Annotated in this window: 12 protein-coding genes and 1 other annotated feature; of the genes, 9 read left to right on the top strand and 3 right to left on the bottom strand. The window is 27.3% G+C overall.

Translation table 11 applies throughout. The annotated features are described in order from the left end of the window. Window positions 1–64 precede the first annotated feature (64 nt). The 5 genes from QP548_RS09870 (at window position 65) to QP548_RS09850 (ending at window position 7,199) form a co-directional block, all read left to right on the top strand. Entirely contained in the window at window positions 65–1,684 is a 1,620-nt protein-coding gene (locus QP548_RS09870) for an N-acetylmuramoyl-L-alanine amidase family protein (protein WP_236907328.1), read from the top strand. Between the two features lie 253 nt (window positions 1,685–1,937). Beyond that, complete coding sequence (locus tag QP548_RS09865; protein ID WP_061426537.1) at window positions 1,938–3,302, top strand: L,D-transpeptidase family protein; 1,365 nt, start codon at window positions 1,938–1,940, stop codon at window positions 3,300–3,302. Between the two features lie 204 nt (window positions 3,303–3,506). Continuing rightward, the gene (locus QP548_RS09860) at window positions 3,507–5,375 is read left to right on the top strand and encodes a phosphocholine cytidylyltransferase/choline kinase family protein (RefSeq protein ID WP_061426538.1); all 1,869 of its coding nucleotides are present in this window, start codon (window positions 3,507–3,509) and stop codon (window positions 5,373–5,375) included. Between the two features lie 25 nt (window positions 5,376–5,400). Then, a complete protein-coding gene (locus tag QP548_RS09855) occupies window positions 5,401–6,369 on the top strand; it encodes a DMT family transporter (protein ID WP_004459783.1) in 969 nt (322 codons plus the stop codon). 146 nt (window positions 6,370–6,515) lie between these two features. Further along, entirely contained in the window at window positions 6,516–7,199 is a 684-nt protein-coding gene (locus QP548_RS09850) for an NTP transferase domain-containing protein (protein WP_011009940.1), read from the top strand. Between the two features lie 118 nt (window positions 7,200–7,317). On the opposite strand, the gene QP548_RS09845 is transcribed toward QP548_RS09850, so the two are convergent. From QP548_RS09845 to brnQ, 3 genes are all read right to left on the bottom strand, one after another. Then, window positions 7,318–8,550 carry an N-acetylmuramoyl-L-alanine amidase family protein gene (locus QP548_RS09845; RefSeq protein WP_061426539.1) on the bottom strand — a complete coding sequence of 411 codons (1,233 nt, stop codon included), beginning with the start codon at window positions 8,548–8,550 and terminating at the stop codon, window positions 7,318–7,320. Between the two features lie 118 nt (window positions 8,551–8,668). Then, window positions 8,669–9,679: an LCP family protein gene (locus tag QP548_RS09840; RefSeq protein WP_061426540.1), complete on the bottom strand. Its 1,011-nt coding sequence runs from the start codon at window positions 9,677–9,679 to the stop codon at window positions 8,669–8,671. Window positions 9,680–9,965: 286 nt separating this feature from the next. Beyond that, entirely contained in the window at window positions 9,966–11,240 is a 1,275-nt protein-coding gene (brnQ, locus tag QP548_RS09835; protein ID WP_061426541.1) for a branched-chain amino acid transport system II carrier protein, read from the bottom strand. A 406-nt stretch (window positions 11,241–11,646) separates the two neighbouring features. Further along, window positions 11,647–11,861, top strand: a binding site (T-box leader). A 131-nt stretch (window positions 11,862–11,992) separates the two neighbouring features. Between brnQ and trpS the strand changes: the two genes are divergently transcribed. The 4 genes from trpS (at window position 11,993) to QP548_RS09815 (ending at window position 16,602) form a co-directional block, all read left to right on the top strand. After that, window positions 11,993–12,991 (top strand): tryptophan--tRNA ligase, encoded by a 999-nt coding sequence (gene trpS, locus QP548_RS09830; RefSeq protein WP_061414886.1) that lies wholly within the window; start codon window positions 11,993–11,995, stop codon window positions 12,989–12,991. A gap of 625 nt (window positions 12,992–13,616) precedes the next feature. Next, on the top strand, window positions 13,617–14,156 hold the full coding sequence (locus tag QP548_RS09825; RefSeq protein ID WP_061429418.1) for a hypothetical protein: 540 nt from the start codon (window positions 13,617–13,619) through the stop codon (window positions 14,154–14,156). 82 nt (window positions 14,157–14,238) lie between these two features. After that, window positions 14,239–15,351: an anaerobic sulfatase maturase gene (locus tag QP548_RS09820; protein WP_061429419.1), complete on the top strand. Its 1,113-nt coding sequence runs from the start codon at window positions 14,239–14,241 to the stop codon at window positions 15,349–15,351. A gap of 420 nt (window positions 15,352–15,771) precedes the next feature. Then, window positions 15,772–16,602, top strand: coding sequence for a phosphate ABC transporter substrate-binding protein (locus tag QP548_RS09815; RefSeq protein ID WP_061426542.1), 831 nt, complete (start codon window positions 15,772–15,774; stop codon window positions 16,600–16,602). Window positions 16,603–16,720: the final 118 nt, after the last annotated feature.

The following is a 16,720-nucleotide window of genomic DNA, read 5'->3' as shown; positions in this document are numbered from 1 at the left end:
CTAAAATCATACTGTAAATACGTTACAAAATTTAAAAAAATTGAAATGAAAAGAAGGGTTTTAAATGAAAAAGGTAAAAGAAAAAGTAGCTATTGCAGTATTGACAGGGGTAATTATGGGGGTGTCAGGTTCATTTGTATTTAGTGGAAGGAATATATATGCAAGTGAATTAAAGAGTACTTTAACTAATGAACAAATTAATCAAAAAAATGAACAAGATAAAAAAGAAGAACCGTTAGAATTAAAAGAAGAAATAAAATCAATTAACAAGACTAAAGAAGAAAATAAAGATGTTATTAAGCAAAAAGAAATAGATAAGAAATTTGAGAATAATGAATTAAGAGAAAATAAAGAAAGTACTTTTGGTATTAAATCAAATGAAAAGTCTGAAGTTGAAAAATGTCATTGGTTTAAAAATGGAACAGATGGTGATGGAAGAACTATATGGTCATATAAAAATAAAGAAGGAAAAAATGTAGTTGGTTTAGCTGAGATTAATGGTTCTAAATATTTCTTTGATGAATATGGTCGTATGCAAACTGGAATAATAAAAGATTATAAAAGTAATAAAATATATTATGCTGAATCAAATGGAGTTTTAAGTAATTATAAAGGTTGGAAAAAAATAAATAATGAATGGTATTATTTTAATGGCAATGGAACTTTAAAAACAGGATGGTTAGTCTTAGGGGAGAAAAGGTATTACTTAAATGATCAAGATGGGAATATGGTAATTGGAGCTTTGGCTATAGAAGGTAAGCAATATTACTTTAATTTAAATGGAGAATTAGTTGAAAAAACTGGTTGGCTAAAAGGTAAAAATTTAGAAACAGGCGGAATATGTTGGTATTATTTTGACAAAGAAGGAAATTTACAAAAAGGATTTAAGAATATAGATGGAGTAAACTATTATTTTACTGAAAATGGATTTATGGCTACAGGAGTTCAAAATGTTAAGCAAAAAGATGGTAACTACAAATTAATGCTTTTTAGTGAAAATGGTAAATTTATAGGTAAAGCTGGTTGGTATGAAGTAAAGGATAGTTCAAATAATTCAAGTTGGTATTATATAAATAGTGATTATACTTTAGCAACAGGATTAAAGGAAATAAATAATAAATTATATTACTTTGATCCAGATAGTGGAATGATGATTTCAAATAAACTTCAAGAAGTTGTGATGAAAGATGGAAGTAAAAAAGATTATTATTTTAATAATAATGGAGTTGCTTTAATAAACAATGAAGGATGGCAATCTCAAAAAGAAAATAATAAAATAATATGGCAATATTTAAAAAATGAACAACCTGTAAGTGGATTACAAGAAATAAACGGAGAAACATATTATTTTAATAAAAATACTTCCTATATGGAAACAGGTTGGAAGTATATAAATAAAATTTGGTATCATTTCAGAGAAAATGGAGTAATGGATACTGGATGGAGAAAATTAAATGGAGATTGGTATTATTTTAATAACAGTGGATGTATGATAACTGGTTGGAAAAATATTAACGGTAGTTGGTACCATTTTAGAGAAAACGGGGTAATGGATATTGGATGGAGAAAAATAGATAAGGATTGGTATTATTTTAATGAAAATGGTGATATGGCTATTAATATTAAGAAAGATGGCTGGGAGATAGATCATAGTGGTGTAGCTAGATTAATAGTTCAAGAATAAATTAAATAAAAAAGCAACTAGAATTAGGTATATTTTTTATATAAATCAAAGGAAAGTTGTTATTTTAGTTCACATAGAAGAGTAAAAAAGACTGGCTTTATGTCAGTCTTTTTATGTTATTTTAATTTCTGATTTATACATAATTTAGATAAATGGTTATAAGAATAATTAACAAAGCATTTATTTTATGTTAAAATTATGAATATATAATTAATTTTTCATGTTTTAATAATTATTGTAAGGGGAGTCTATAATGAAATTTACAAAAAGAAAAATAAAATTATTTAGTTTGACTTGTGCAATTACTACTTTATGTAGTGGATTTGTATTAGGAGAAAATGTACAAGCAGCTAATAATAAGGAATGGAAATTTGAAAATAATAAGTGGAGCTATGTTGATTCTAATAATCTTAGAAGTAAGGATTGGGAGAATATAAAGGGGGATTGGTTTTACTTTAATTCAAAGGGAGAAATGGAAATCGGATGGGAGTATATAAATAAAACTTGGTATCATTTGAGAGAGAATGGCGTAATGGATACTGGTTGGAGAAAAATAAATGGAGATTGGTATTATTTTAATAATAGTGGATCTATGATGACTGGTTGGCAAAATATTAATGGCAGTTGGTACCATTTAAGAGAAAATGGTGTAATGGATATTGGATGGAGAGAACTAGGGGGAGCATGGTATTATTTAAGTGAAAGCGGTGCTATGGAAACTGGATGGAAATATATAAATAATGAATGGTATCACTTAAATGAAAATGGACCTATGGATATAGGTTGGAAAAAAATAAATAACGACTGGTATTATTTTAATAATAATGGAGAGATGAAAATTGGTTGGCAAAATATAAATGATACATGGTATCATCTTAAAGAAAATGGAGTTATGGATACAAAATGGAACAAAATAAATGATTATTGGTATTACTTTAATGATGATGGTAAAATGATAAATAACCAATATATTGATGGATGGAGAATAGATAATAATGGAGTAGCTCATTATGAAAAAGCTTTTAGAAATCCAAAGTTAGAAAATAGTAATCAAATAATAGTTGTAACGACAAATAATATGAGTACAAGTTATTGTAATATAGAAATTTATGAAAAGAATGATTCTGGTGAATGGAATAATATTGATAGTACAACTGGAAGAGTAGGAGCTAATGGACTTGCTTACATTGAAAATAGAGTTCAATCAACTAATACTACTCCAGCTGGTGTTATGAGCATAACAGGAGCTTTTGGAGTTAAGAATAATCCTGGAACAAAATTAGATTATATAAAGGTTAATAATAATATGTATTGGGATTTAAATAGCGAAAATTCTACATATAATAGATTGATTAATTATAATCCTGGTGGAGATTATGAGCATTTAATTTCTTATCCTAGACAATATGAATATTCTTTAATAACTGATTATAATCACAATCAGGTTCCAAACAAAGGAGGAGCAATTTTTGTACATTGTTTAGGAAGAGGGGCTACTGGAGGATGTGTTTCAATGCCTAGAGAAAAAATGATTGAAATATTAAAGTGGATAGATCCTAAGAAGAATCCTAAAATTTTAGTTATTCCTAAAGATGATTTAGATGACTATTGGTATTAATACTTAATATAAAATAATCTTAAATAAGAAGTATATACCTATTAATAATAGTAATTTTAAAATTACTATTTAAATTTAATATTATTAAATAGTTTTAAGAAGTATTAACTTATCTAGTATAAGTTAATACTTTTTTTATTGTAATAAGGAAAATTTTGTGATATTATATTAATGTTCAAAAAATGAACGAAGGGAGAGTTGAGGATGTTATCATATGATATTGAAGTTTTAAAAATTATAAATGATGAAGATAATATAAGTCAAAGAAGATTAGCAGAAATGTTAAATATTTCTTTAGGTAAAATAAATTCTTTACTTAAGGAACTATTGACTAAAGAATACATAGTTAAAATTGATATAGATAAGAGAAATGTTAAATATGAATTAACTGAGGCAGGAATTGCATTACTAGAAAATTCATTAGATAAAGTTAAGAGTACAAAGTTATCAATACATAAGCATAAATATCATAAAGTTAAACAAGCTGTTATTTTAGGAGCTGGTGGTAAAGGTGATTTTGGAAAGCCAGCTGGTTTTTTAGAGCTTGAGGAATTCAGAATAATTGATAGAATAATTGATATTTTAAAATCAAATGGTATAGAGAAGATTGTTATAGTAAATGGATATAAAAAAGAATACTATGAAGAATTAGCTGAAAAAGATTCAACAATTTTTTGTGTAACTAATTCAAATTATAAATGGACAGGAACAATGAGTTCTTTAGCTTTAGCTAAGGAATATATAGATGATGATTTTATATTGGTAGAAAATGATCTTGTTTTTGAAAGTAGAGCTATAGAACAAATTATTAAAAATGATAATAGAGATTGTGTTTTAATTACTAATGAAAGTGGATCAGGGGATGAGGCCTTCGTTGAAATAAGAGATGGCTATCTTTTTAAAATGTCAAAAGATGTACACCAATTTAATAAGATTGATGGAGAAATGATTGGTATAAGCAAAATATCTTATAAATTATTTAAAATGATGTTAGAAGAATTTAAACATAATATAAATCCATATATAAATTATGAGTACACTATGTTAGATGTTGCTAGAAATTATAAGGTTGGTTATGAAAAGATAAATGACCTTGTTTGGGGAGAAATTGACAATAAAGATCAATATGAAAAAGTAAAGAAACACATTATACCTATGATAAGAAGAAAAGAAATGCAATATAAAATAGATCAAGTAAAAAGTGCTATAGTTAATGGATTAAAGGTTTCAGAAGAGGAAGTTAAAGAAATAGTACCTGTAGGAGGTATGACTAATAAAAACTATAAGGCTTTTGTAAATGACAAAGCCTATATAGTAAGAATACCAGGATTAGGTACAAGCTCTATGATTAATAGAAGAGATGAAATGATAAACTCTAAACTGGCAGCAGATGAAGGGATAGATGCTAAAATACTTTTCTTTGATGAAGAGTCTGGAGTAAAGATTGCAGAACTTATAGAGGGTGCAGAAACTCTTAATCCTGCAACGGCTAAAAAGAAAGAAAATATGGAATTAGTGGTAGGGGCATTAAGAACTTTACATAATTCAGAGATAAAAATGGAAAATAGATTTAATGTTTTTGAGAAAATAGAGGATTATGAGAGTCTTGTTAAAAAGGTTAATGGTACTCTTTTTGAAGATTATTATGAAATAAAAACAAGAGTATTAAAGTTAGAAAAAGTTTTAGAAGATCATGGAATGGAAATAAAACCATGTCATAATGATACCGTTCCAGAGAATTTTGTTAAAGATGTTAATGAAAGAATGTATCTAATAGACTGGGAGTATAGTGGATTAAATGATCCTATGTGGGATTTAGCGGCTCACTCAATTGAATGTGATTTTTCAGAGGATGATGAAGAATTATTCTTAAATCTATATTTTAACAATTTAATTGAAGATAAGCATAAGATAAGAATTCTTGTTTATAAAATATGTCAGGACTTTTTATGGAGTATATGGACTATTTTAAAAGAGGCTCAAGGTGATGATTTTGGAACTTATGGTATAGATAGATATAATAGAGGAAAGAAAAACTTAGAGTTATTAGATAAAATTTTAATGGGGCAATAAAGTATGAATTTAAAGGAGAGGCAGTATGTTTAAAAGTAATTATAAGGGATATGGTAGTGGAATTATATCTGCTATGGCTTGGGGGCTAGATACTGTTTTAGTTGGAGTTATATTATCCATGGCTCCATTTATAAATACAGAGGCAGCTATAATGTTAGCTCCTTTTGTAAGTACATTTTTACATGATTTTTTTTCAACTTTATGGATGTTTATTTATATGATTTTTACAAGACAAGTTGGAAAACTTTTTAAGTCATTAAAAACTCCAAGTACAAAATATGTTATTTTAGCATCAATATTTGGTGGACCTATGGGTATGACTGGATATTTACTTTCTGTTAATTATATAGGACCATCATATGCAGCTACTATATCATCAATATATCCTGCTGTTGGAGCAGTTTTAGCAGCAATATTCTTAAAAGAAAAAATTAGTAGAAAAGGGTATATTGGATTAACAATAAGTATATTAGGAATAGCCCTTTTAGGATTTGGAAATGATGGGGGAAAAGCTAGTTTAATAGGATTTTTATTTGCTGGGTTAAGCGTTTTAGGATGGGGTTCAGAATCTGTAATATGCTCTTATGGTATGAAAGATGAAGATATAAGTCCTAAGCAAGCTTTACAAATTAGACAGTTTATATCTGCTCTTTTTTCAGGAGTAATAATTCTTCCTTTATTAAAAGCTTATCCATTAGTATTTGAAGTTTTAAAAGGAAATGTTACTTTTGTTATAATAGGAACAGCTTTAATGGGAACAATCTCTTACGTTTGTTATTATACAGCTATTCATAAATTAGGACCAACAAGAGCAATGGGACTTAATATAACTTATGTTGTATGGGCAATGATTTTTGATAAAGTACTATTAGGTCATAATATAACTATTAAAATGGTAATATGTGCTTTAATGGTTATGATAGGCTCATTTGTAGTGGCAACTCAACCAGCACATGAAGAAGAATTAACTAATGTTACTAATACAGCAGTGTAGTTCTTAATAGATAAGAAATATATAATAAAAGAAATCAATTATATTTTACTAATTAAGAGGGGATTGTAAATGCCTTAATATTAGATTGTTTTAAAGAAAAAGAAATATAAAGTAAGTTTTGAGAGAATAATAAAGGAGATTAATAAATGAGAGCAATATTACTAGCAGCAGGAATGGGAACTAGATTAAGACCCCTAACTTTAGATACACCTAAGTCACTTATAGAAGTTAATGGAAGACCTCTTTTAGAAAGACAGATAGAATTTTTAAGAGAAAGAGGAGTAGAAGAAATAATTGTTGTTACAGGTTATCTTGCAGAAAAATTTGATTATTTAAAGGATAAATATGGAGTAAAACTAGTTAATAATGATAAATATGATATATATAACAATATATATACTATGTATTTAGTTAGAGAATATTTAGAGAATACCTATGTGGTTGATGCTGATGTTTACATATCAGAAAATTTCTTATTAGAAAAACCAGAAACATCAATGTATTTTTCTGCCAATAAACAAGGCTTTAAAGGAGAATGGAAGCTTAGCTTTGATGAGGATTTAAAGGTAAATGATATAGAAGTTGGGGATGATGAAGGCTATATATTATGTGGAGTATCTTATTGGGATAAGAAAGATACAGATATAATAGTTAAGGAACTTGAAGACATGGTTGAAAATGGCGATTTTAGTGAGTTATATTGGGATGATATTGTAAAGAATAATATTTCTAAGTTAGATATTCGCATTGAAAAGATTTCAGAAAATAGTATTTATGAAATTGATAATTTAGAAGAATTAGACTATGTTAAATCAGTAGTAGAGAAATAATAAAGACAAGCTATTAGCTTAAGTTTTAGCTAATAGCTTGTCTCTTTTTTATATAAATTAAAATAGACTTTAATAATTACTAATAGTTTTATAAATTAAAAATAAATTTTTATGTGTATTATTCTGGTAAATAGAAGAAATGAGTTGCTCTTATAGTGTCATTAACAGGATCATCTACTGAGACTAGTCTTTTATGAAGAACAGAATCAAAATATTTTTTTTGATTATCTACTATATAAGCATAATCATTATCATACCAATTCATAAATGTAAATGAATGTTTATATCCTGAAAATACTACATCTCCAGGTCTAAGATCACTTGTGTTAGTTGATTTTATCCATCCTCTAGAAAGTAATTCTCTTTCTAATTGATAGGTATTAGCTACATATAAAGGGATTTTAACCCCAGCTCTCCTTAAGGCTTCAGAAGTGAAATAAACACAGTTATTAGTTGTTTCTCCACCGTGAAGGTCTATAGCAGCATAATGAACAGATTCCCTATTAGCTTCATTACTCATATAATTAAATAACTTGTATTGAGTATATGAATGAGATCTAGATGGAGAACCATGTAATACAATTCCATCTTTATTTACATAAGTAGATTCAAACCATTTATCAGTTATCATTACCCCATCTGAATCAAATTTATATATGTTTCCATTAATTGTTTTTTCAGAATCTTGAGCCATTGCACCATTATCATCAAGATAATACCATTTATCATCTGAATTTTTCCAACCTATAGTCATAGGTCCATTTTCACTTAAATGGTACCAATTGTTATCTAAGAATCTCCAGCCAGTAGCCATAGGCCCATTAGAATTTAAATAGTACCAATTGTTATCTATCTTTTGCCAACCAGTAGCCATAGGCCCATTAGGTTTTAAGTAATACCAATCATCATTTATCTTTTGCCATGAAGTAGCCATAGGCCCATTAGACTTTAGATAATACCAGTCATTATTTATAAATTGCCAACCAGTAACCATAGGTCCATTAGGTTTTAAATAGTACCAATCATCATTTATAAATTGCCAACCAGTAGCCATAGGACCATTAGATTTTAAATAATACCAATCACCATTTATAAATTGCCAACCAGTTTCCATGATTCCTTCACTATTGAAATGATACCAATTATCATCAATCTCTTTCCAACCGGTTATTTTTTCATTGTTTAATATATAATACCAATTATTATTTTCATGAACCCAGCCATTCTTTAAATCAGTCTTTTCTAAAGAAATGTTAGATACTTCTTTATTGGGCTGAGCAAAAACTGATATGCTTTGCAAGGATAAAGTAAGCGTTAGTATAAGAGTTGTAATAATTCTCCTTCTTTTCATAATAACCTCCAATTTTTATATCAATATTATAGAATTAAAAAAAGTATATTTTAATTTAAATCAATAGTATTAAGCAAAAATAATACTTCTATAAATATATAGAAGTATATAAAAATTTTTATTTTTTATCTTCAAAAATATAATCATGAATTTGTTTAACAGTAACATCTTTATCAAATGCTAAATAATAAACACCATTTATCATTTCACCTTTAGAATACTCATCCATAGGATATCTTTCTTGTTCTAATCCAGAACCACCCATAGAAGCAACTAGTTTTGCAAGATTTAGAATTTCACCAGATGAAAGACTAGTAGTTACCATAGGCATAAGTTCGTTTAAGATTGTTGGATATTTACTTGGAGAAACTTGGTTGAATTTTTCAAATAATTTGCTTAAAACTATTCTTTGTCTTTCAGTTCTCTCACCATCTCCACCAGCAGTGTATCTTATTCTACAATAAGCTAAGGCTTGTGTACCATTTACATGTTGAACACCAGGTGAAGTTATTAAAGGACAATCAGTATGAGTAAGTCTATTTAAATCTTTTATATGATCATTAATACCAGGACTTGCATCAATTTCATCTTGTCTTATATTTAGATCCATTCCACCAACAGAATCAATTATTTTAGGTAATGATGAGAAGTTAACTGTAGCAAAATCTTTAAGATTTAAGTCAAAGTTTTCATTTAAAGTTTTTAAAGCTAATTCATGTCCACCAAAAGCATAGGCATGGTTTATTTTATCTTTTCCATGTCCTTGAATATCTACATAAGAGTCTCTCATTATTGAAGTTAATTTAAGTTTATTATGTACCTTGTCAACTGTAGCAATCATTATAGCATCTGATCTTCCATCAGTACCCTCAGGAGCATCAATTCCAAATAAAGCTATGTTAGCTATTCCATCGTATTTAGAAAGCTTTTCATCTACCGCTTTATCAATTCCTAAATTGTCTTCATTTAAATCAACTTTGTTCACTTTTCCAAGCATAGTTAGTCCATAAGTAGCTACCCCTCCTACTAAACCAACTATTAAAAGCCCTATAATTGAAAGTGCAATTATTAATTTACGATTTTTAACAGGCTTTTTAGAACTCCTTTTTTTATTAGTTTTTCTTGCCAATGTAAGCATCCTCCCTTTTTAAAATTACAAAACAATTGTAGCATTCTATTGCATAAGTTGTAAAGTTATGGATAAGATTGTTAAAATTTAAAAATAATATTAATGTTATTTTTAAAATATTAAAATTAAAGAAAGGTTATTTTTGCTTAAGATAAAGCGCATAAAATTATAGTTAAAAAATAATATTTTTTATAGAGTTTAAAGTAAAAAAAGATTTATAAATAAAAAAGAATATTTATCAAATATAAATTTTGATAAATATTCTTATATTATAAGATATTATATTTTAAGCTGTAGCAGTTTCTCTTGCAGGAATAATGCTTGGTATTATAAATCCTACTAAAGCAGGTACTACCCAACCAAATCCTTTAGAGTATAGTGGAAGAAGAGAAACTAAGTTTTCTACTCCAGGTATAAAGTTACCTAGTGTTATTAATATACTAACTACTAAAGTAACATATACAGTAACCTTATGAGTAAGTGGGTTAGTTATTCTCTTATGGAATAGGTTTAATAATATAAGAACTATTGTTACTGGGTAGATTACACCAAGTAAAGTAGCTGATAATGATATTATTTTATCTAATCCCATACTAGCAACTAATATACTAGTTACTGTCATTAATAAAACGTTAAATTTATATGGTAATTTACCATTAGAAACTCTTTCAAAGAAGCTTCCACCAGCAGAAAGTAATCCTATTGAAGTAGTTAAACAAGCTAATGCCATTGATACACCTATTAATATTGCACCTGCATGTCCTAGAATACTTTCAGCAACAAAAAGTAATAATTGAGAATTTGATAAATCTAAAGCTAAATCCCCAGTATGAGCACCAAGGAAGATTAATCCACCATAAATTATTGCTAGTCCTCCGATTGCAATAACTGCTGCTTTAATAAGTAATTTAAAGCTAGCTTTACCAGTATATCCTTTAGCTTTTATTGAACCTAATATTATTGAAGAGAATATAACAGCTGCAATTGCATCCATTGTTTGATATCCTTCAAGTAATGATGTAGAAAGAGCATCAGGAGTATATGATTTTGTTAAGGCATCTATTGGGCTAATAACTCCCTTAGCTATTAAGAAGAATAATATAGCCAATAATATAGGAGTTAAAAATTTACCTAAAACATCTATAACTTTTGATGGCTTTAATACAAAGATTAAATTAACTAAAAAGTAAACAACTATTACTGCAAAGTAATTTATATTTGTAAAGTTAGGAGCAAATGCTAATTCAAATGTAGTAGCTGCTGTTCTAGGAATAGCTAATAATGGTCCAATAAGTATAAATAATGTTATTGAATATATTAATGAGAATTTTTTACCTACTTTATCTCCGAATAATTCAAACTTACCGTTAACTCTCATTGAAGATAATATACCAAGTAGTGGTACTCCAACTCCAGTTATTATAAATCCTATAATCCCTAAATAGTAATCTGCACCTAAATTTCTTCCTAATAAAGGTGGGAAAATAAGGTTACCAGCCCCCAAAAACATTGAGAATAGTGCAAAGCCGATTACTAAAAAATCTGATCTTTTGTTATTCATAATATACACCCCGTCTTTCTTAAACAATCAAATTAATATTTTCATTTAAAATTATTATTTAAGATATAAGAGATAAATAATTTTAAAATATATTGGTTTATAATTTGATTTAAAAATTTTTTATATAGTATTTTTCTAATATTCTTTTATTAAATTTTTTATTTTATTTTTAAAAGTTATAATACTATATTATCATAATGTTAAGAAAAATCAATAAAAATATTTTATATATAAAATTATGGAAATATAAACTTGATAATTTGATAAAAAAATAGCTATAATATTAAATTAATGTTAAAATGGATATAGAAGGAACATTTATAAATTTCATCTTATCAATAATTAAAAAAACAAATAATCTTGACTAAAGATTAAAAAATGATAAAATAACATTAAAGTTTAATATAAAATATCGATGACAAGAATTAGTAAACTTAAAAACAAACTTTAAGAGAGTCATATGTTTGCTGGGAGTATGATAGTTATGCTTAAGTTGAATGGATCTTCGAGATGTTTAGAGGAATCTTAGTATTCTAAATCGTAATTCTTACGTTACAAGAAAGAGATACAAAGAATTTTCTTTGTAACATTAGGTGGTACCGCGATATATTCGTCCTATAAGTCTTATGGCTTATAGGGCTTTTTTATTTTAAAAGAAAATAGCTATTTAAGAAATAAAAAGGTTAATTAAATTTTTATAAAGGAGGTGTATCTGATACTTCATTTGATTTTTAGAAGTATCAGAAAAACTAATGGAAGATAAGAAAAAAATTATTTTTAGTGGAATAAAGCCATCAGGTGATTTAACATTAGGAAATTACTTAGGCGCTATAAAAAACTGGACTAAATTACAAGAAGAATATGATTGTTATTTCTGCGTTGTTGATTTACATGCCATAACAGTAAAACAATTACCAGCAGATTTAAGAAGAAGAACTTTAGAAGTTTTAGCTATATATATAGCATCAGGAATAAATCCAGAGAAAAATACATTATTTATACAATCACATGTACCAGCTCATTCAGAGGCTTCATGGCTTTTAACATGTAATTCATATATGGGCGAATTAAGCAGAATGACTCAGTATAAAGATAAATCAAAGAAAATGGGCGATTCAATAGGAGCAGGATTATTTAATTATCCAGTTCTTATGGCAGCTGACATACTTTTATATAATGCAGATCTTGTTCCAGTGGGAAAAGACCAAATGCAACATTTAGAGCTTGCTAGGGATATTGGTACTAGATTTAACAATTCTTATAGCCCAACATTTACTATACCAGAGGGATATGTTCCAAAAGAGGGAGCAAAAATAATGGATTTACAAGATCCAAGCAAAAAGATGTCTAAGTCAGATGCTAATCCAAATGGTTTCATATTAATAATGGATGAACCTAATGTTATAAGAAAGAAAATTTCAAGAGCTGTAACAGATAGTATAGGTGTTGTAAATTATACTGATGAACAGCCAGGAGTTAAGAATTTAATAAATATTCTTTGTGCAATAAAAGGATATACTCCTGAGGAAGTTGTAAAAATGTATGATGGCAAAGGATATGCTGAATTTAAAAATGATGTAGCTGAAGCTATAGTTGAAGAGTTAGCTCCAGTTCAAGAAAAGGTTAAAGCTTTATTAGGAGATAAAAAAGCTTTAGAGGAAATATACAAAAAGGGTGCAGAAAAAGCAAATTATGCTGCAATGAAAACTCTTAGAAAAATGCAAAAGAAAATAGGATTAATCCCAAGATAGGAATTAAAACTCTATTAAGTAAAGTTCACTAGATATAGCTTAGTAATTATTGAATTTCGTGAAGAATTTCTATTAATTCTTCCATAAATATAATTAAGGCTTCGAAACTCCCGTTGGTCAGACAGTCTCAGACTTTTAACATTATATTTATTACAGAATAAATGAAATTCTAATCACTTATTCAAATATTACTTCGCGTATATCTAGTGAACTTTTTTATAGAGCTTTTTATTACTAAGTAAGAAAATAAATATTAATATTATCTAAATAAGAAAAACTCATTTCGTTTCAAACAGTTTCAGATTTTTAAGGATAAATTCATTTCAAAAACAATTAAATTCTAATCATTCATTAAAATCCCCTTTTTCTTATATATGATGAATTTTTTTATAGAGTTTATATGAAAATAATAGATTCTAATTACTTATTTAAGTATTGCTTCGCTTATATTTAGTGACTTTTTTATATGGCTTTTTATTAGTTAGTTTATATTTATTGAACTTTTTATATGTTTAAATTGTTATTTCCTTTAATTTGTAAAAATGATACAATAAAGAAAATTAATAAATTGTTAAGTGATTTTTATGGAGACTTTGCTTTGAGTAGAGGAAACAAAGGAGGAGTTATGATTATTAGATTGATTGTATGTATTTTGATATTAGGTGGTTTAATTATTTATAGGAATAATAAATTAAAAACTATTAAGTTAGAAAAGAAAAAAACAGATTCAAAAGTTATTAGTTTATTATATGATAAGCTATCAAATGTATTACTAATATTTTCCGCTTTTGACTTGGTAATTGGAGTTATGGCAAGAGAAGCTAATAATATTACATCAACTATATGGAGAGTATTAACTATTATTTTCTGTTTTATGCTGGTTATATATACTACAAAGGAAAGTATTAAAAGTACTTTTATTATAAGAAAAAATGATTTTATCCTTTTTGCAAATGGAGAGGAAAAGATTAATTTTCATGATGTTAAAGAAATTAACATAAGTAATACAGCTAATAAATATGTTTATTTAATTACTATATTCTTAAAAGATGGTAGAGAATATAGTATTAAGGGAAGAGATCAATATGAAATGAATAAGGTAGTAAGACTAATTAATGAAAAGATTGGTTATAAAGCTTTGAAAGAAGAGGTAGCAAAAGCTTAATATTATTAAGGGTAGTTATTATATATAATAAATTTTATTAGAAGGTTTATTATAATTGGGAAAAGTAAGAGGGGGAATTGGGATGCCACCATTAAGTTTGCTTATTAAGCCAGCTTCTAGTGGATGTAATTTAAAATGCACTTATTGTTTTTATCATTCTTTAAGTGACAATAGGAATGTTAAGAGCTATGGTATTATGAAAGATGAAGTTTTAGAAAGCATGGTCAAAAGGGTTTTGAATGAAGCTGATGGCCATTGTAGTTTTGCTTTTCAGGGAGGAGAACCTACCTTAGCAGGATTAGAATTTTTTGAAAAGTTAATTGAGATTCAGAGAAAACATAATTATAAAAATTTAAAAATATATAATAGTTTGCAAACCAATGGAACTTTAATAGATGAAAGTTGGGCAAAGTTTTTAAGTGAAAATAAATTTCTTGTAGGACTATCTATGGATGGACCTAAGGAAATACACAATTTAAATAGAAAAGATTGTTATGGTTTAGATACCTTTAGTAAGGTAGAAAGGGCAGCGGAGTTATTTAAAAAGTATAATGTTGAATTTAATATATTATGCGTTGTGACCTCTAATATAGCTAGGCATGTAAATAAAGTATATAAATATTTTAAGGAAAAAGATTTTAAATTTCTTCAATTTATAAATTGTCTTGACCCATTGTACGAGGAAAAGGGTAAATATAATTATTCTTTAAAGCCAAAGGATTATACTAAGTTTTTAAAGAATTTATTCGACTTTTGGTATGAAGATTTTCTAAATGGAAATAGAGTAAGCATTAGATATTTTGATGGTTTATTAGAAACAATTTTATTAGGAAAGTCATCATCTTGTGGAATGAATGGGACATGTACCTGTCAGTTTGTTGTGGAAAGTGATGGGAGTGTTTATCCTTGTGATTTTTATGTTTTAGATAAATGGAGACTAGGCAACATACAGGATATGACAATGAAAGAATTATTTGAAACAAATAAAAATCATGAGTTTATAAAATCATCCTTTAAAGTTCATGAAGAATGCAAAAAGTGCAAATGGTTTAGAATTTGTAAAGGTGGATGTAGAAGGTGCAGAGATTCAAAGGAAGACTCACCCTTAGAGTTAAACTACTATTGCCAAAGTTACAAGGAATTCTTTGAATATGCCTTTCCAAGGCTAATAAATGTTTCTAACACTATTAAATAATAATTAAGATAGTGTTTTACAACTTAATTCATAACTTTTATTATAAGTGCTAATTGTCATAAAAGGACGTGTATCAAAATAACTTTTTATAAAACTTACAAACAGTATGAAGAGAATATCTAGATGAGCTTTAGAATTTAAATTATTACGTAGAAGATATTACGTTAAAAAACTGAGACTGTTCGAAGCGTAGCGAGTTTCGAAGTTTTAGTAATATATTCGGAGTAATAATTATAAATTCTTAGCGAAATCTAGTAATTCTCGGAATATGTTTGTAAGTTTTATTTTTTATATTTTTATAGAGCCTTTTTATTTTTTTTATTAACATGGACTTAACCTTAGCATAATTTCCTTTTAACATTGAGAAGATAATATAAGAGTGTACTCAATATTAACTGAGATTTTGGAGGGAATTTAAATATGTTTAAAAAGAGATTAATAGCAATTATAGGTACTATATTTATAGGTGCAACAGCCATGGTTGGATGTAATTCTGGGGGAAGTGAAGCAAAATCTACAAATGCAGTTAGTATATCTGGATCAACTTCTGTAGGACCAGTTATGGAAGCAGAGGCAGAGGCTTTTAAGACTAAAAAACCAGATGTATCTATAGAAATAAATCAAATAGGATCATCAGCAGGTATTAAAAATGCTATGGAGGGCGTTTCAGAAATAGGAATGGCTTCTCGAGACCTTAAGTCAGAAGAAAAACAATCAGGACTTAAAGAAGTAGAAATAGCTTATGATGGAATAGCTTTAATAACACATAAAAATAATCCAGTGAAGGATTTAACATTAGCTCAAATAAAAGACATATATACAGGTAAAATAACAAATTGGAAAGAACTTGGAGGGAATGATGCTCCAATAGTGGTTGTTTCTAGAGAGGATGGATCTGGAACAAGAGATGCTTTCCAAGAAATAGTAGGATTTAAGGCTGAAGAGTTAACTGTTAATTCTCAGATATCAGATGGATCAGGAAATATCAAGTCCTTAGTTCAAGGTAATGAAAATGCAATAGGATATATATCTTTTAGTTATGTTGATGATAGTGTAAGTGCAGTAAAGGTTGATGGAGTTGAAGCAACACCAGAAAATGTTTTAAATAAATCTTACAAAGTTTCAAGACCTTTCTTAGCAGTATATAAGGAAGAGAATTTAACAGAATCAGGTAAGAGTTTTATAGATTTCATATTAAGTGAGGAAGGGCAAGATATAGTAGCTAAAGAACACTTAATAAAAGTAAAATAGTTCGCTTATATATTTAATATACATTTAATCCTAAGAATAACTTATTGATATTCTTAGGATTTTTTTTATTATGTTTTTTACATAGATTTAACATAGAAATAATATTAACTTAACCTAA

The sequence above is a fragment of the Clostridium sp. UMB9555A genome (genome assembly GCF_030222355.1).
In the GTDB taxonomy this organism is placed as follows: domain Bacteria; phylum Bacillota; class Clostridia; order Clostridiales; family Clostridiaceae; genus Sarcina; species Sarcina perfringens.
This window is presented reverse-complemented; position numbering and strand designations above follow the sequence as displayed.

Bases quoted from the DNA above. Each gene is read 5' to 3' on its own strand.
- QP548_RS09820 (WP_061429419.1), top strand. From the start codon at position 14,239: ATGCCACCATTAAGTTTGCTTATTAAGCCAGCTTCTAGTGGATGTAAT.
- QP548_RS09825 (WP_061429418.1), top strand. From the start codon at position 13,617: ATGATTATTAGATTGATTGTATGTATTTTGATATTAGGTGGTTTAATT.
- QP548_RS09865 (WP_061426537.1), top strand. From the start codon at position 1,938: ATGAAATTTACAAAAAGAAAAATAAAATTATTTAGTTTGACTTGTGCA.
- QP548_RS09870 (WP_236907328.1), top strand. From the start codon at position 65: ATGAAAAAGGTAAAAGAAAAAGTAGCTATTGCAGTATTGACAGGGGTA.
- QP548_RS09845 (WP_061426539.1), bottom strand. From the start codon at position 8,550: ATGAAAAGAAGGAGAATTATTACAACTCTTATACTAACGCTTACTTTA.
- QP548_RS09850 (WP_011009940.1), top strand. From the start codon at position 6,516: ATGAGAGCAATATTACTAGCAGCAGGAATGGGAACTAGATTAAGACCC.
- QP548_RS09815 (WP_061426542.1), top strand. From the start codon at position 15,772: ATGTTTAAAAAGAGATTAATAGCAATTATAGGTACTATATTTATAGGT.
- brnQ (WP_061426541.1), bottom strand. From the start codon at position 11,240: ATGAATAACAAAAGATCAGATTTTTTAGTAATCGGCTTTGCACTATTC.
- QP548_RS09855 (WP_004459783.1), top strand. From the start codon at position 5,401: ATGTTTAAAAGTAATTATAAGGGATATGGTAGTGGAATTATATCTGCT.
- trpS (WP_061414886.1), top strand. From the start codon at position 11,993: ATGGAAGATAAGAAAAAAATTATTTTTAGTGGAATAAAGCCATCAGGT.
- QP548_RS09860 (WP_061426538.1), top strand. From the start codon at position 3,507: ATGTTATCATATGATATTGAAGTTTTAAAAATTATAAATGATGAAGAT.